We start from the raw sequence: 14,693 nt of genomic DNA on the forward strand, positions 1-14,693 counted from the left end.
ACTCGGGGGCGGCCATTGGCCGCCCGCTTGTTTTGTCAAAGGGGCGTTCGCTGTCAGCGTGGCTCGTCGAGCAGGCCCTTGATGATCGTGTAACACGCCAGCAGCAGCACGATCGTGAACGGGAACCCGGTGGAAACCGCCATGGCCTGCAGGGCGCCGAGCCCGCCGCCAAGCAACAGGGCGATGGCGACCAGTCCCTCGAAGGTGCACCAGAACACACGCTGGGACACCGGAGCATCGACCTTGCCGCCTGCCGTGATCGTGTCGATCACCAGGGAGCCGGAATCCGAGGACGTGACGAAGAACACGATCACCAGGACGATGGCGATGAACGATGTGATTGACGCCATCGGCAGGTCGGCGAGCATGCCGAACAGCGACAGCTCCGGGCTGTAGCTGGCTATGACATATTCATGCACCTTGCTGCCTTCCAGGGTCAGGGCCTGCTCGATCGCCGTTCCGCCGAAGGCCGTCATCCACAACACGGAGACAATCGTCGGAATGATGAGCACGCAAATCACGAACTCGCGCACCGTCCGTCCCCGGCTGACGCGGGCTATGAACATGCCCACGAACGGCGACCAGGAGATCCACCAGGCCCAGTAGAAGGCAGTCCAGCCCTGCCGGAAGCCGTCGTCCTCCCGGCCGAACGGCATCGACAGCGGAACGATTTCCTTTGCATAGGAGGCGATGTTGGAGAAGAAGCCCGAAATCAGCGCGGATGTGGGCCCGGCGGCGATCACGAAGACCAGCAGCAGCGCCGCGATCAGCATGTTGATTTCCGACAGGACCTTCACGCCGCCGTCGAGACCGCGCAGCACCGAGATCAGGGCGACCGCGGTGATGCCGATGATCAGGATGACCTGCGCTGTGACGCTCACCGGAATGCCGAACACGAAGTTCAGGCCGGCATTGGCCTGCTGCGCGCCGAAGCCCAGCGACGTTGCCAGACCGAACAGGGTCGCGAATACCGCCAGGATATCGACGACATGGCCCGGCCAGCCCCAGGTGCGTTCGCCGAAGATCGGATAGAAAACCGACCGCATCGTCAGCGGCAGGCCCTTGTTGAAGGAGAACAGCGCGAGCGCAAGAGCGACCACGGCATAGATGGCCCAGGGGTGCAGGCCCCAGTGAAAGATGGTCGCGGCCATGCCCATGGCTTTTGCGGCGGCGACGTTTTCGGGGATGAGGTTGCCGTCCGCGTCGAAGGGCGAGGGCACGCCCACCGGTTCGGAGAAGGCCATGTGATAAACCGGCTCAAGCACGCCGAAGAACATCAGACCGATGCCCATGCCGGCAGCGAACAGCATCGCGAACCAGCCGAAATAACTGTAGTCCGGGTCCGCGTCCCTGCCGCCGATACGCACATTGCCGAGCGGCGTGACGATCAGCGCAAGGCAGACGAGCACGAAGACGTTGCCGGACAATATGAAGAACCAGTCGAGGTTCGAGGTCAGCCACTTGCGCATGGTGTCGAAGATCGGGCCGACCTCGGTCTGAAACGTCAGCGTGAGAAAGACAAAGGCGACGATCGTCAGTCCGGACACCAGAAAGACCGGATTGTGGATGTCCAGGTTGAAGGGGCCAACACTGGCTTCGATGTTGTCCTGCCCGATCTCGTAATCCGTATCGATGATGTTGGCGTCCCCTTCTGGACCGGGGATGCTCGAATTGTCTGAGTTGTCGCTCATGGGAGCGTTCCTTGTGGTTCGGGAAACTTGGTTATCTGACGAGGAAGACGGATACGTCCGCATGGCTGGCCAGCCGGCCGCCATTGGAGGGCCAGAGGTGATCCGCCAGGTTCGGGACATGGGTTGCCATGACCACAAGATCGGCGCCGGCCTCCCGAACGGCCGTCAGAAGACCTGTGTCGAGATCGATCGCCGGGTCGTGGACGAAAACGGCGTGACCCGACGCATTGATCCCGTATTTGACGCCCTGCGCAGCCGCGAATGCGTCGAGTTTCTGACGGAATTCCTGCGGCGTGTGTGCGACCGACCCGGGCGCGGCGGATGCGACGGCCGCGAACACCACGGGAAGGTTGTCCTGCCTGGCCAGGAAAACACCCGCCGAAACGGCTTTTTCCAGTTTCTCGGCATGATTCAAGTCTATCGGAATGAGTATCTTGTTGAACAACTGTCCCTCCCAGATTTGTGTCCACACCCTGGTTCGGCGCATGGCCGACCGGATTAGATCCGACGGTCAGGGGAAGAGCGCTTCAAAAAATGCGGAAGCGCGACGTCTGCGCTCGATCGAACGCCGGGCGCTGCCGAGATCATCCGCCGGAGAGGCCGCAATGATGGTGTTGCCGATGAGGATGTTTCGAGCCGCTCCCTGCCCCTGCGCGGCAGTGTTGCATGCACAGGGGGCCGCGTCAAAGAAACAGCGCCCGCGCGTGCGGTCGCCATCGCGGGGCGCTGATGCGGCAGGCAGGTGTCGCAGGAGGGATCAAAGAGCCGGTGTGGATTCCATCTCGGTCCGGTAGACCATGCACTTGTTGCGGCCGGTCGACTTGGCTTCATAGAGCGCCGTGTCGGCCTTCTGCATGAGCGTGGAGAACTCAACGTCCTCGCGGGCCGCCGCGGCCAGGCCCATGCTGCATGTCACCGTTTGCTGGACATGATCCATCTGGCATTCGTCCATGATCTTGATGCGCAGGCGCTCGCACACCAGCATGGCGTCTTCCACAGTGGTGTTGTGCAGGATCATGCAGAATTCCTCGCCGCCGACACGCCCGAACACATCGACCGCACGCAAGGCGCCGCCAACGGTGTCGGCAAACAGCTTGAGGACCTCGTCTCCGGCGGCATGGCCGTGCAGGTCGTTGATATGCTTGAATTTGTCGATGTCTATCATGACGGCCGTGAACGGGCGCTTGGTTCGGCGAAAGCGCTGAATCTCGGTATTGGCGCGCTCCAGGAAAGCCCGTCGGTTCAGGATCTGTGTCAGATCGTCGATACTGGCAACCCGCTCCAGGTTGATCTTGGCATCCATCAAGGCCTGATGGTCACGCTGGCGGGCGATTTCATGTCCGACCCAGTCCGCGAACTGGCGTACAATCTGAATGTCGGCCGGCGAAAACGGACGCTTGCGGGGTTGGGCGGCGGAAAAATTGATCGTGCCGTGCACGACGCCGTCGACCAGCAGCGGCGCGCCGATATAGGTTTCCAGCGCGAAGATTTCGAAACACGGATGCCTGGCAAACTGGGAGTTCGCCGCATTCGCCGTGGCCAGGGGACCGTCGGCGTCGAGTGTCAGGGTGCAGTAGGTGTCCTTAAGCGGAAAGGACGTGCCGGGCTCAAGCTCGCCACTGGGGCTGTTGGCATGCGTGATCGTGTAGTGGTCATCGATCACGTGGCTGATGATGCCGAAGGGCAGGTCGAAATGTTCGGTGCCAAGGCGCAGAATTTCAGCGATCTTGTCTTCGTGACCCAATTCGCGCGTGGAGGTGATCGCATAGAGTTCCGCGAGGGTCCGCTCGGTTTTCTTGCGGTCGGTAATGTCCGTAATCAGGACGACAACGCCCTTGACCTGGTCATTTTCAAGAACGCGCGGATTGCAGTCTATCTGGCACTCGCGATGGATGCCGTCCGGGAAATGAAGGCCGACTTCGCTGGACACCTTCTTGCCCCTGCAAGCCTCCTGCAGAAAGGAGCGCATGACTTCGCGCTCTTTCCAGGGCAGGCGATCGCGCAGGCGGGTGCCGAGCAGGTCGTCCGGCGTGCCGTCAAACCACTCGCAGGCGGTCTTGTTGAGAAAGATACACTTGCCGTCCGGATCGACCTCGACAACACTTCCGGTGATGTTGTCGGCCATCAGTGACAGGTTCTGATAAGCGTTTTCCGACTCGGCACGGGCATGTTTCAGCTCGGTGATATCGGCGCGTATGCCGGCAATACCACCGCTTCTTGTCCGGGTTTCGGAAACTCTCAACCAGCGGCCATCGCTGAGGCTTTGTTCAATGACGGATCCGTTCGCGTTCCGGTGTGCCGACAAGCGTTTCTCGAACCACGCCTCGTTGTCGAGGTCGAAGGTATCATACTGCTTCTTGTTGAGGCCGAAGCGCAGGATGTCCTCGAACCGGTTCCCGGGAAAGATTGCGGGCGCGGTCAGGGCGTAAATCTCGCGGTAATTGTCATTGCAGATGATCAGGCGGTCTTCATTGTCAAAGATCGCAAAGCCCTCGTTGATCGCATCCACGGCGTCCTCCAGCGTGAGCGCGATATCGCTGAGCTTGTTTTCAAGCGCCTTGCGTTCGGAAAGGTCCCGCGCAATGAACAGGAAACCGGAGAGATTGCCGTCAGTATCAACAAGCGGCGCGCCGACAACTTCGGCGCAGACCGTGGTGCTGTCGCCGCGCAGCAGTTCGAGCGTGTAAGTCTTTTGTTGCGGCCGGTCCGCGGGCGACTGGTAAAACTCGCCCATTTTCTCGAACTGGTCGGTGTCTGAAAAGAAACGCTCTGTCGTGGACCCGACGCAGTCTTCGCTGCTGACGCGCAGGAGCTGTTCCATGGCCTTGTTGACGAACAGAATTTCCCGATCGGCATTGGTGACGACAACACAGTCGGTCATGTCGCCGAACGATTGTTGAAGATCCAATGTGATGCACTCAGCCATGTCCATCCCCGTAGTCGCGCCTTTGGTCGGGCCTCGGTTTCATACAAGACAATAAAAGTTTAATAAAAGGGATACGTAACGTAAGAATTCAACCGATTTCGGAGCTTATTTACAATTATCCCTTGTGGTGATTGGTAATAGTGCCTATTAATTAAGCTCCTTGGTTGTTTTCAAGTAAATTTTCTATGCGTGCCAGCGCTTTTATGATGTTTTCGGTGGAGTTCGCATAGGATAACCTGATGTATCCTTCGCCCAAAATCCCGAAATCAGGTCCGCCGATCACTGCGACACCTGCCTGTTCGAGCAGTGCTGACGCAAGTTCCTTGGCTTTCCAGCCGGTGTTCTTGATGTTCGGGTAGGCATAGAAGGCCCCGAGGGGCGTCCGGCAGGTCACGCCTTCAATGGCATTCAGACCGTCCACCGTAACCTTCCGCCGCGCATCGAATTCCCGAACCATGTCCCCAACGGCGGTCTGCGGACCGGTCAGTGCCGCGAGCGCACCAAACTGCGCGGGTGCGTTCACGCAGGACCAGGCGTTGACGGCCAGCTTGCGCGCCTTGTCCATGAGCTGATCCGGCCAGAGCGAAAAGCCCATTCTCCATCCGGTCATGGCATAGGTTTTCGACCAGCCGTCCAGGAGGATCAGCCTGTCCCGTATTGCCTCGAAAGTCAGCAGGGAAACGTGCTCTGCGCCGTCATAGGTCATTTGTGAATAGATTTCGTCCGACAGGATCGCGACGTCCGGATGGCGGTCGAGGCCGGCAACCAGCTTTTCGATCTCGGCGCGGGGCGTCACGCCGCCGGTCGGGTTGGCGGGCGAATTCAAAATCAGCAGTCTTGTCCTGTCCGTGATCAGCGACAGGGTTTCCTCGGCGGAAAACGCGAAGTCGTTCTCCTCGCGGATCGGGACCGGCACGGGACGTGCCCCGGTGAATTCGATCATCGATCTGTAGATCGGAAATCCGGGATCCGGGTAAAGTATTTCCGCGCCGGGTTCGCCGAACATCAGGATCGCCATGAACATGGTCACCTTGCCGCCGGGGACGACCAGCACGTTGCCGGGATCGGTTTCAACGCCATGCCGGTTCAGAAGATCGGCACTGACGGCCTCGCGCAGGGGGGCGATGCCGTTTGCCGGCGTATAGCCGTGGTGGCCGTCCCGCAACGCCTTGACCGCCGCCTCGACGATATGCTCCGGCGTCTTGAAATCCGGCTGACCGATGCCGAGGTTGATAATGTCGCGGCCCTGGCCGGCAAGTTCCGTGGCCCTGGCGAGCACGGCGAAGGCATTTTCCTCACCAATCCGGTCAAAACCGGCAATTGTCTTCAGCACGTGTTGCTCCCCCTGTTCTGGCTCCTGACAGACGTTTAGAACGTGTATCGCCAATTTGAAACCGTGCGATGGCCAGAAACTGCGAAAGCCCGTGCCGGGTTCCTCTACTGACAGGCGGAACGGTGAACGCCTAAGGCGGTGTTCGACGGGCGGCAATTGCGGAATTTTTTTCCCGGCTCTCCCAATAGCCGGTCGATGTGCTTATATTCGCGCCCAGGACGCCCGCCATGCGGGCCTTATCAAGCAATATCACGCCAGGAAGCTTCGCGATGACTGCGACACAGGACGCCCCGGCCCAGATACCCGTCACCGTGCTGACGGGGTATCTGGGGGCCGGTAAAACCACCCTTCTCAACCGGATCCTGACCGAAAATCACGGCCAGCGGTATGCGGTGATCGTCAATGAGTTCGGCGAGGTCGGCATCGACAACGATCTTCTGGTCGAATCCGATGAAGAAATCTTCGAGATGAACAACGGCTGCATCTGCTGCACGGTGCGCGGCGACCTGATCCGCACCGTCCAGAACCTGATGAAGCGCAAGGGGGCCTTCGACGCGATCATCGTCGAAACCACCGGCGTGGCGGACCCGGCGCCCGTGGCCCAGACCTTCTTCATGGATGACGACGTCCGCGCTTCGGCGAAGCTGGATGCGGTGGTCGCCGTCGTCGATGCCCGTCATGTGCTGCAGCGGCTGGAGGACACGGAAGAGGCCGAGGACCAGATCGCCTTTGCCGACGTGATCCTGCTCAACAAGACCGACCTCGTGTCGGACGAGGAACGGGCCAATGTCGAAGCCCGTATCCGGGCGATCAATCCCTATGCGGTCCTGCACCACAGCGAGCGCTGCGTTGTCGACATCGCCAAGGTCCTGGACCGGGGTGCATTCGATCTGGATCGCATCCTGTCGCTCGATCCGCATTTTCTGGAACACGGGCATAACCACGGGCATCACAAGGATGACTGCGATCCGGACTGCGACCACGATCATGACCATCATCACGGTCATGACCATGGCGATGACCACGGCCACGGTCATCACCAACATCATCATGACGAGAACACGCATTCGGTGAAGAGCATCTCGCTGATCGCGGGAGACCTCAACCCCGACATGTTCTTTCCCTGGATCAATCAGATCACCCAGGTGCAGGGGGCGAACATCCTGCGGATGAAAGGCATTATCGCGTTCAAGGACGATCCGCAGCGCTATGTGATCCAGGGGGTTCACATGATTGTCGAGGGCGATCACCAGCGCGACTGGAAAGCCGACGAGCCGCGGGAGAGCCGGCTTGTCTTCATCGGGCGCGATCTCAACTGGGATGTGCTGAAGGACAGTTTCCAGGCTTGTGCCGCGCAATGAGGAATTGACACTTGCCGACGATTGCACCTTTGGAGCTGGACGGCTTTGTCGTCAGGGCCGGCTTCCTGAAAGACTGTGCCTGTTTCGCGACCGGGGAAGGAGAGGTTCTTTTCTCCGCCGCGGGCGAGCATCGCTGCAGGCCGCACAAGGCCGGCCTGCTGGCCGCGGAAATCAGCCGTGACGGGTCCGGCCTGATCACTTCGGGGGACGATGGCTGCATCCATGTCACCGGCCCGGACGGGTCCAGCGCCCTTGTTGCCGAGCGGCCGCGAAAGTGGATCGACCTGATTGCGGCCGGTCCGTCCGGTGCGGTCGCCTTCGCCAGCGGACGTACCGCCTGGATCCGGTTCGGCGACGGCCGGGAAAAGGAATTTGCGCATGAACGCGCGGTCGGCGGTCTGGCGTTCGCGCCCAAGGGCATGCGCCTGGCGGTGTCCCGCTATGACGGGGCGAACCTGTGGTGGGCCACTACCGACGGAGCACCGGTCGAGCTTTCCTGGAAAGGTGCGCATCTGGGCACCAGCTTTTCGCCGGACGGCAAATACCTTGTCACGGCGATGCAGGAAAACGCGCTGCATGGCTGGCGGCTGTCGGACACCCAGGACATGCGCATGACCGGCTACCCGGCCAAGGTGAAATCCTTCAGCTGGTCGCTCAAGGGCCGCTATCTGGCGACGTTGGGGGCAAATGCCGCGATCCTGTGGCCCTTTTTCGGAAAGACCGGCCCGATGGGGCAGACGCCGTTGCAACTGGGAACGCGCGGGGACGCACTGGTCACCGCGGTCGCCTGCCATCCGAAAGAGGAAGTCGTTGCGATCGGTTATCAGGATGGCATGATCATGATGAGCCGGTTCACGGACAATGCGGAAGTTCAGTTGAGACGGCCGGGAAATGGTCCGGTGTCGTCGATGGACTGGGACGCGGACGGCACGCGGCTGGTCTTCGGAACGGAGACGGCCGAAGCCGGCATCGTCAGTCTGCAGGATTGACGGGCCGGACTGCGAACGGGAGATCCGGATGGCGCGGATACTGTTGTTGATTGCCATGCTGATGAGCGGAACGGCCACGTCCCAGTTGCCGGAATTCTCGCAGCAGTACCGGCAGCGCCTCGGTGGCGCCATCGACGCGCTGGAAGAGATTCTGGCCGATTTCAACAGGGATGCCCAAAATCACGGCTTGACCTCCGCGGAGGCAATCGCGCGCCAGAAGTCGTCCGGGGACGCTTTTGTCCGCGCGCGGGGCGACAGCATGCTGAACGCCGAGATCCGTCTCAGCCGCCTTCAGCAGCAGCAGGCGGAACTGCAATCGGCAGGGCCGATCGAACGGCTGATGATTTTTGCCCGCGGCTTCGATCCGCAACTGGCCCAGGCGACGGCCGAGGACTACGAACCGGCCGTCCCGGTGACGGTTGCCGGGTTCACCAGTGCCGGTGCCGGTGCGTTTGCCGGGTACCTGGTCATGCGCATCCTGATCGGTTTTGGCCGTTTCGGGCGCCGGCGCAGACCGCGGCACGGCTGACCCGGCATTTCCGGCCGCCGGCACGCCCTTTTTCCCGGCGCTGCGCTGGGCCGGAACAGGTTTTAAGCCCATCGGGGGCATGGCGTACACGGGTCATCGGAGACCTGGTCACTGGAAGGATGCCGGATGGACGCAATCACGCGGATGCGCTGCTTCATTCAAGTTGTCGACGCAAACGGGTTCTCTGCTGCAGCCCGGGAAATGGGCCGGTCGAAGGCGCTGGTCTCGAAATATGTCGGCGAGCTGGAAGACGAGCTCGGTGTCCGGCTGTTGAACCGGACCACGCGCCAGATCTCGATGACGGAAGTCGGCGAAGCCTACTACAAGGAAGCGGCGGAAATCCTGCAGCGAATCGATGATCTGCAGGCGTCCGTGCAGTCCTCGCACGAGGAAGTGCGCGGCCGCCTGCGGATCTCCGCTCCCCGGTCCATGGGGGATATGCTGCTCAACAGGGCGATGATGGACTTCCTTGTCCGGCATCCGGAGATCAACCTCGACCTGCGTCTTGAAGACCGGTTCGTCGATCTGGTCGAGGAAGGCTTCGATCTTGCGGTCCGGGTCACGCAACTGGACGATTCCAGCCTGATTGCCCGCAAGATCGCGCCTTTCCGCACTGTGGTCTGCGCCAGTCCGCAAACGATCGAGAAATACGGGGTGCCCAAGGTCCCCTCCGACCTTGCTACCCGCCCCTGCCTGATCGATACCAATTACCGCTACAAGCAGAACTGGGCTTTCGAGGAAAACGGCCAGCGGAGTTCCGTGGTGGTCAAGGGGCCGCTGGAAATCAACAGCGCGGCAGGTGCCCGGGAAGCGGCCCTGTGTGGCCTGGGCTTTCTCAGGACACCGTTGTTCTTTGTCTCCGAAGACATCGCTTCAGGAAGGCTGGTCACGCTGCTTGAGGACTATGAGGAGCCTATGCGCGGCATATACGCGGTCTATCCGCACAGGCGGCATCTCAGTGCAAAGGTCCGCGCCTTCGTCGATTTTCTCGTCGAGACTTTTGCGAGAAAGTCCTGTCCGTGACGGGGGGGCGAGTGCCGGATGCCAGGCGGCCTGGACCGGAATTCCGGCGCATGTGTCAGCGGTCTCAATGGTCGTTGCGGCTTCGGGGCCGATCAAATGGTTCGTGGCCTGCCAAACGGTGACCGTGAATGCGGCACGTTTGTCCGGCGACACCACGACTTGAATGGGGAAGCCCGGAGCCCAACATGTCAGCGATGAAAGAGCCTCAGGAACAAATCGCCGCCCGACTGGAACAGGTTTTCTGGAACAGGGGATTTGCGGAGCCGAGCGTGCCCGAGCTGCGGGCCGGGGCCGGTGTCAGCATGCGCACGCTCTACCGTCATTTTCCATCGCGGGAAGCCATGATCCTGGGCGCGCTTGAATACCGTCACCGCCGCTATCTGGACTATGTCCGCAGCGGCACTGTCGAGCCGGGGCTCGCGGCGGCCGAACAGCTTTTCGACAAGCTTGGTGGCTGGATGAGCCTGACCGAAGGCAAGGAATGCCTGTTCAGGCAGGCTATGTCAGCCAATCCCGACAGCACCGACATCGAGTCCATGGTCAGACGCCACAAGAAGGAGCTGCTCGGTTTTTTCGGCGCATTGAGCGGCCAGGACCGGTTTGCGGCAACCCTCTATATGCTCCATGAAGGCGTTACCGCCTGCTACGCCGAGTTGGGCGAGGCGGCTGTGGAGGATGCCAAGGCCCTGGTGCGCCTGATGTTCAAGTCCGCGAACGAGCGCGAACTCTCCTGATACCTGCGGGGAGCGGGCGGCGTTCCCGCCGCTTCCTGCGGCGGAACGGGCCTCAGGCCCTGGCTGCTCCGGCGAGCCGCTCTTCGGCCATGGCATCGGCAATCCGTTCAGGCGTTGTTTCCTCTCTGGCGGAGCGGGCGAAGATGGCCGACAGGGTCTCGCCGATCGAGAGCGTCTTTTGCCGTACCTCCGTGTCGTCGCCACCCGGTGTGGCCAGCGCGATGGAAATCACCCCTCCGGCATTGATCACGTAGTCCGGCGCGTAGAGAATTCCGCGTTTGCGCAGGGCATGCCCGTCTGCCGGTGTCTGAAGCTGGTTGTTGGCTGCGCCGGCCACGATCCGGGCCCGGATATGGGGGATGGTTCTGGCGTTCAGGCCGGCGCCGAGGGCGCAAGGCGCGAAAATGTCAGCCTCGACCATATGCGCTTCGGCGGGGTCGACCGCGGCTGCGCCGAAGGCGTCGACGGCCCTGAGGACAGCGGGCACGTGAATATCCGACACGATGAGCCTGGCTCCTGCTTCGTGGAGCCGCCGGGCAACGTCGTAGCCGACATGGCCCAGCCCCTGGACAGAAACCGTTCTGCCGTCGAGGTCGGGGCTGCCGAAGACGTGCCGCGCGGACGCCTTGATGCCTTCGAACACACCCAGGGCGGTATAGGGGGAGGGGTCGCCAAGGCCGGTGGCGCTGGTGCCGCGCACGTGATCGGTCTGGCGTGCCACCGCTTCCATGTCACCGGTTGTCACACCGACATCCTCCGCAGTGATATAGGTGCCCGACAGGCGCTCCACGTGGCGACCGAAGGCCTCCATCAGTGCCGGCGTCTTGTCCTTGCGCGGGTCAGCGATGATCACCGCCTTGCCGCCGCCAAGATCGAGTCCGGCCAGTGCATTCTTGTAGGTCATGCCACGGGAGAGGCGCAGGGCGTCGGTCAGGGCGTCGCCCGGGTGCTCATAGGGCCAGACGCGGCAGCCGCCCAGAGCGGGGCCGAGGGTGGTGTCATGGACCGCGATGATCGCGCGCAGGCCGGTGGTCCTGTCGTGCACGAAGACAACGTCCTCATGGCCGCTCATTTCCGGGTGGTCGAACACGGTGCTGTGGTGGATGGATGTATGCAAAGCGTTCATGTCTGGCTCTGTAAGGTCGTTGTTGCTGGGAATATTTTAGCCCTGTGGATAGGAATGTTGTCTTTTTTCTTCTGATTTCACTCTGGCATGTGATTGTTTTGATCCATATGTGGATCATCTTTGTGAAAATTTTTCCGATCCAATTTTTGCACTGCACTGTAGGCCGGTCATCTTCCTGCCGTCTTCTCTGGTCAAGGGAGAACGGACATGCCATGTAAACATATTACATCTGACACTTGAATCTGGCGGGATGGATCGTGCGGACTTTCGTTGCCTCTACGTGCGGAACCTGTTTGGGAACCGGCTTCCGGCTTTGCCTGGGACTTGTGCTCCTGCTGGCGTCGCTGACGGGTGTTTACGCCCATCCCCATGTGTTTGTGGAGGCGCGATCGAAACTGGTGTTCGACAGCGCCGGGAAAGCGGTGGCGGTCAATCACGTGTTCCGGTTCGACGATGCCTTTTCGGCTTTCGCGATTCAGGGCTTCGACACAGACAACGACGGTGTCTATTCGCGCGCGGAGCTGAGCGAACTGGCCAAGGTCAATGTCGAGAGCATGGCGGACTTCGGCTTTTTCACCTTCGGCGACAACGCGCGCGTCGAATTCGATTTCGGCGAACCGACCGACTACTGGCTCGAGGTCGCCACCGTACCGCTCAAGGACTATTGGGTCATGAAGCCCGAGGACTTCGAGGCCATGCAGGAAGACGTCCAGATGAACGGCGGCGCCATGCCGGACGACGTCAAGCTGCTCGAACTGCATTTCACACTGCCGTTCAAGGAGGCGAGCGACACGCAGCAGGCGATTACCCTGGACGTCTACGATCCGACCTATTACGTCGACTTCCGGTTTGGCCAGGAAGACGAGGCCATCGGGACCGTGAACGCGCCGTCAAGCTGCCATGTGGCGCGCCGGGAGCCGCCGCCTCTGGACGACGCGACCGCCTATGCGCTGGCCCAGATCGGTCCGGACCAGCGCGATCTGCCGCCTGAGCTGCAATCGGCGGCGGCCTCGCAGATCAACCAGATGATCGTGACCTGTGGTGCGCCTGCCGCTGTGGCGGCTGCCGGCCAGGCGCTGCCCGAGGCGTCGGGCCCCGATCAGAACCGGGTGAAAGCCGTCACCGAAACGGCACAACAGGATGTCGCGGTGATCGACGGACTGGAAAATCCCGAGGTTCAGGTCGGATTTCTCGATGCCATCTTCGGCACGATCGCCGTCAAGCAGCGGGAGTTCTACCAGGCACTGGTCGCCAGCCTGCGTTCATTCCGGAGCAACCCGAATGCCGGATGGCTGCTGATGGGCTTGTCCTTCGCCTACGGGATTTTTCATGCGGCCGGTCCCGGCCACGGCAAGGCGATCATCACGTCCTATGTCGTCGCCAACAACGAAACACTCCGCAAGGGCGTCGTTCTGTCGTTTGCATCCGCGTTCGCGCAGGCATTGACCGCCATCGTTCTGGTGGGGGGGCTCGCGGTCGTGTTCAATCTGACCAGCATCGCCATCACGGACACCGCGCACTGGTTTGAAATCGGGTCCTATGTGCTGATCACCGGTCTTGGCGCCTGGCTCTTGTGGCAGAAGGCCATCCGGCCCGTCCTGGTCCGTTTCTCCGTCTCCTCCGCCGACGGCGCGCTGGCGCTGGCCGGAGCAGGTCATGGTCATTCGCACCATGATCACCACCACGACCACTCCCACCATCATGGGGGGCATTCACACGGGCACCATCATCACGACATCGGCGCGGACGGCGTGTGTTCGTCCTGCGGTCATGCCCATGCGCCGACACCGGACATGATCCAGGGCAAGATCACGGTGACGCGCGCGCTTTCCATCATTCTGGCGGTGGGCCTGCGCCCGTGTACCGGCGCGCTGGTTGTGCTGGTGTTCGCCCTGTCGCAAGGCATGATCGCCGCGGGCATCGCCTCGACGCTCGCCATGGCGGTCGGGACCGGTATCACCGTGTCGCTGCTGGCCGGACTTGCGGTCGGGGCGAAGGACCTGGCGGTCCGTCTCTTCGGCGAAGGCAGCGCCATGTCCGTGCGGATCCACCGAACAATCGAGATCGTCGGCGCGGCGGTCGTCTTTCTCCTGGGCCTGACCTTGCTGATCGCGGCGGTCGGCTGGGGGTAATACCCCCGTGCTTCAGCCCGGTTTCACAGCCCCAGACGTTTTTCACGGTAGGCACGGGCGGCATCGCCGAAGGCCTTGAACAGTTTCTTCGAGGGCCCATCCGTGGTTACCCAGTATTCGGGATGCCACTGGGTGGCGAGCATGTAGCCCGGACTGTCTTTCAGGGACACGGCTTCGATCGTGCCGTCTTCCGCACGGGCCTCGACAACCAGCCCCGCACCCAGGGCGCCGACGGCCTGACGGTGCAGCGAGTTGACGTCGAAGGCGTCCACACCCAGAACGTCCGCCAGGCAGCCGCCGGACCTGGCCTCCACAGGGTGGGCAATGCGGAAACGCTCCTCCTGCCTGTCAGATGTGGGCGCACGATGATCGTTGCGGCCCTCCAGCGCCTGGATTTCCGTCAGGAGGGTGCCGCCCAGGGCGACGTTCAGCTCCTGCATGCCCCGGCAGATCGCAAACACCGGAACGCCACGCTCCACGGCCCGCTTGAGAAGCGGCAGGGTGGTTGAATCGCGGTCCGGATCATACGGCCCGTTTTCTTCCGTCGGGTCTTCGCCATAGAATTGCGGATTGACGTTGGAGCGCGAACCGGTGGCGAGCACGCCGTCGACCTGATCGAGGACCGCGTCAAGGTCCAGTTCGGCCCCCAGTGACGGCAGGATCATCGGAATGGCATCCGATCCGCTGACGACGGCCTGAAGATAGGTCGATGTCGCGGCGTGCCAGTTGTAACCTTCAAAGGCTTTCACGTCTGCGGTTACCAGGACGAGCGGTTTGGTCATGTCAGAGCCTGCGCAAGAGAGAAAATCGGTTCCGGTCGGAGGACTTGAAGCTCAGGTGTAGCGGAAG

Annotated in this window: 12 protein-coding genes; 6 read left to right on the top strand and 6 right to left on the bottom strand. The window is 61.6% G+C overall.

Annotation, left to right across the window (positions count from 1 at the left end; genetic code table 11):
* Positions 1-53: 53 nt before the first annotated feature.
* The 4 genes from AC0VX3_RS05500 to AC0VX3_RS05515 all read right to left on the bottom strand — a co-directional run bounded on the left by AC0VX3_RS05500 (position 54) and on the right by AC0VX3_RS05515 (position 5,950).
* Positions 54-1,691 (bottom strand): BCCT family transporter, encoded by a 1,638-nt coding sequence (locus AC0VX3_RS05500; RefSeq protein ID WP_475523872.1) that lies wholly within the window; start codon positions 1,689-1,691, stop codon positions 54-56.
* Between the two features lie 31 nt (positions 1,692-1,722).
* The gene (locus AC0VX3_RS05505; RefSeq protein ID WP_475523873.1) at positions 1,723-2,136 is read right to left on the bottom strand and encodes a universal stress protein; all 414 of its coding nucleotides are present in this window, start codon (positions 2,134-2,136) and stop codon (positions 1,723-1,725) included.
* Between the two features lie 312 nt (positions 2,137-2,448).
* A complete protein-coding gene (locus AC0VX3_RS05510) occupies positions 2,449-4,617 on the bottom strand; it encodes a sensor domain-containing diguanylate cyclase (protein ID WP_475523874.1) in 2,169 nt (722 codons plus the stop codon).
* Between the two features lie 151 nt (positions 4,618-4,768).
* Positions 4,769-5,950 carry a pyridoxal phosphate-dependent aminotransferase gene (locus tag AC0VX3_RS05515; protein ID WP_475525143.1) on the bottom strand — a complete coding sequence of 394 codons (1,182 nt, stop codon included), beginning with the start codon at positions 5,948-5,950 and terminating at the stop codon, positions 4,769-4,771.
* A gap of 269 nt (positions 5,951-6,219) precedes the next feature.
* On the opposite strand from AC0VX3_RS05515, the gene AC0VX3_RS05520 reads away from it, so the two are divergent.
* The 5 genes from AC0VX3_RS05520 to AC0VX3_RS05540 all read left to right on the top strand — a co-directional run bounded on the left by AC0VX3_RS05520 (position 6,220) and on the right by AC0VX3_RS05540 (position 10,586).
* The gene (locus AC0VX3_RS05520) at positions 6,220-7,311 is read left to right on the top strand and encodes a CobW family GTP-binding protein (RefSeq protein WP_475523875.1); all 1,092 of its coding nucleotides are present in this window, start codon (positions 6,220-6,222) and stop codon (positions 7,309-7,311) included.
* Between the two features lie 11 nt (positions 7,312-7,322).
* A complete protein-coding gene (locus AC0VX3_RS05525) occupies positions 7,323-8,300 on the top strand; it encodes a WD40 repeat domain-containing protein (RefSeq protein WP_475523876.1) in 978 nt (325 codons plus the stop codon).
* Between the two features lie 28 nt (positions 8,301-8,328).
* On the top strand, positions 8,329-8,829 hold the full coding sequence (locus AC0VX3_RS05530) for a DUF2937 family protein (protein ID WP_475523877.1): 501 nt from the start codon (positions 8,329-8,331) through the stop codon (positions 8,827-8,829).
* Between the two features lie 126 nt (positions 8,830-8,955).
* The gene (locus tag AC0VX3_RS05535) at positions 8,956-9,852 is read left to right on the top strand and encodes a LysR family transcriptional regulator (RefSeq protein WP_475523878.1); all 897 of its coding nucleotides are present in this window, start codon (positions 8,956-8,958) and stop codon (positions 9,850-9,852) included.
* 185 nt (positions 9,853-10,037) lie between these two features.
* A complete protein-coding gene (locus AC0VX3_RS05540) occupies positions 10,038-10,586 on the top strand; it encodes a TetR/AcrR family transcriptional regulator (RefSeq protein ID WP_475523879.1) in 549 nt (182 codons plus the stop codon).
* 52 nt (positions 10,587-10,638) lie between these two features.
* On the opposite strand, the gene AC0VX3_RS05545 is transcribed toward AC0VX3_RS05540, so the two are convergent.
* The gene (locus AC0VX3_RS05545; RefSeq protein WP_475523880.1) at positions 10,639-11,712 is read right to left on the bottom strand and encodes a Glu/Leu/Phe/Val dehydrogenase dimerization domain-containing protein; all 1,074 of its coding nucleotides are present in this window, start codon (positions 11,710-11,712) and stop codon (positions 10,639-10,641) included.
* Positions 11,713-11,969: 257 nt separating this feature from the next.
* Between AC0VX3_RS05545 and AC0VX3_RS05550 the strand changes: the two genes are divergently transcribed.
* Positions 11,970-13,844, top strand: a complete 1,875-nt coding sequence (locus AC0VX3_RS05550; protein WP_475523881.1) for a HoxN/HupN/NixA family nickel/cobalt transporter — start codon at positions 11,970-11,972, stop codon at positions 13,842-13,844.
* 23 nt (positions 13,845-13,867) lie between these two features.
* Here the strand turns inward: AC0VX3_RS05550 and AC0VX3_RS05555 are convergent, their stop codons facing one another.
* On the bottom strand, positions 13,868-14,626 hold the full coding sequence (locus AC0VX3_RS05555) for a gamma-glutamyl-gamma-aminobutyrate hydrolase family protein (protein ID WP_342893125.1): 759 nt from the start codon (positions 14,624-14,626) through the stop codon (positions 13,868-13,870).
* Positions 14,627-14,693: the final 67 nt, after the last annotated feature.

The sequence above is a fragment of the Roseibium sp. QJM3NY_11 genome (assembly GCF_056173175.1).

Excerpts from the sequence above, each read along its gene's own strand:
- AC0VX3_RS05500 (WP_475523872.1), bottom strand. The coding sequence starts at position 1,691 with ATGAGCGACAACTCAGACAATTCGAGCATCCCCGGTCCAGAAGGGGAC.
- AC0VX3_RS05510 (WP_475523874.1), bottom strand. The coding sequence starts at position 4,617 with ATGGCTGAGTGCATCACATTGGATCTTCAACAATCGTTCGGCGACATG.
- AC0VX3_RS05520 (WP_475523875.1), top strand. The coding sequence starts at position 6,220 with ATGACTGCGACACAGGACGCCCCGGCCCAGATACCCGTCACCGTGCTG.
- AC0VX3_RS05530 (WP_475523877.1), top strand. The coding sequence starts at position 8,329 with ATGGCGCGGATACTGTTGTTGATTGCCATGCTGATGAGCGGAACGGCC.
- AC0VX3_RS05535 (WP_475523878.1), top strand. The coding sequence starts at position 8,956 with ATGGACGCAATCACGCGGATGCGCTGCTTCATTCAAGTTGTCGACGCA.
- AC0VX3_RS05540 (WP_475523879.1), top strand. The coding sequence starts at position 10,038 with ATGTCAGCGATGAAAGAGCCTCAGGAACAAATCGCCGCCCGACTGGAA.
- AC0VX3_RS05545 (WP_475523880.1), bottom strand. The coding sequence starts at position 11,712 with ATGAACGCTTTGCATACATCCATCCACCACAGCACCGTGTTCGACCAC.
- AC0VX3_RS05555 (WP_342893125.1), bottom strand. The coding sequence starts at position 14,626 with ATGACCAAACCGCTCGTCCTGGTAACCGCAGACGTGAAAGCCTTTGAA.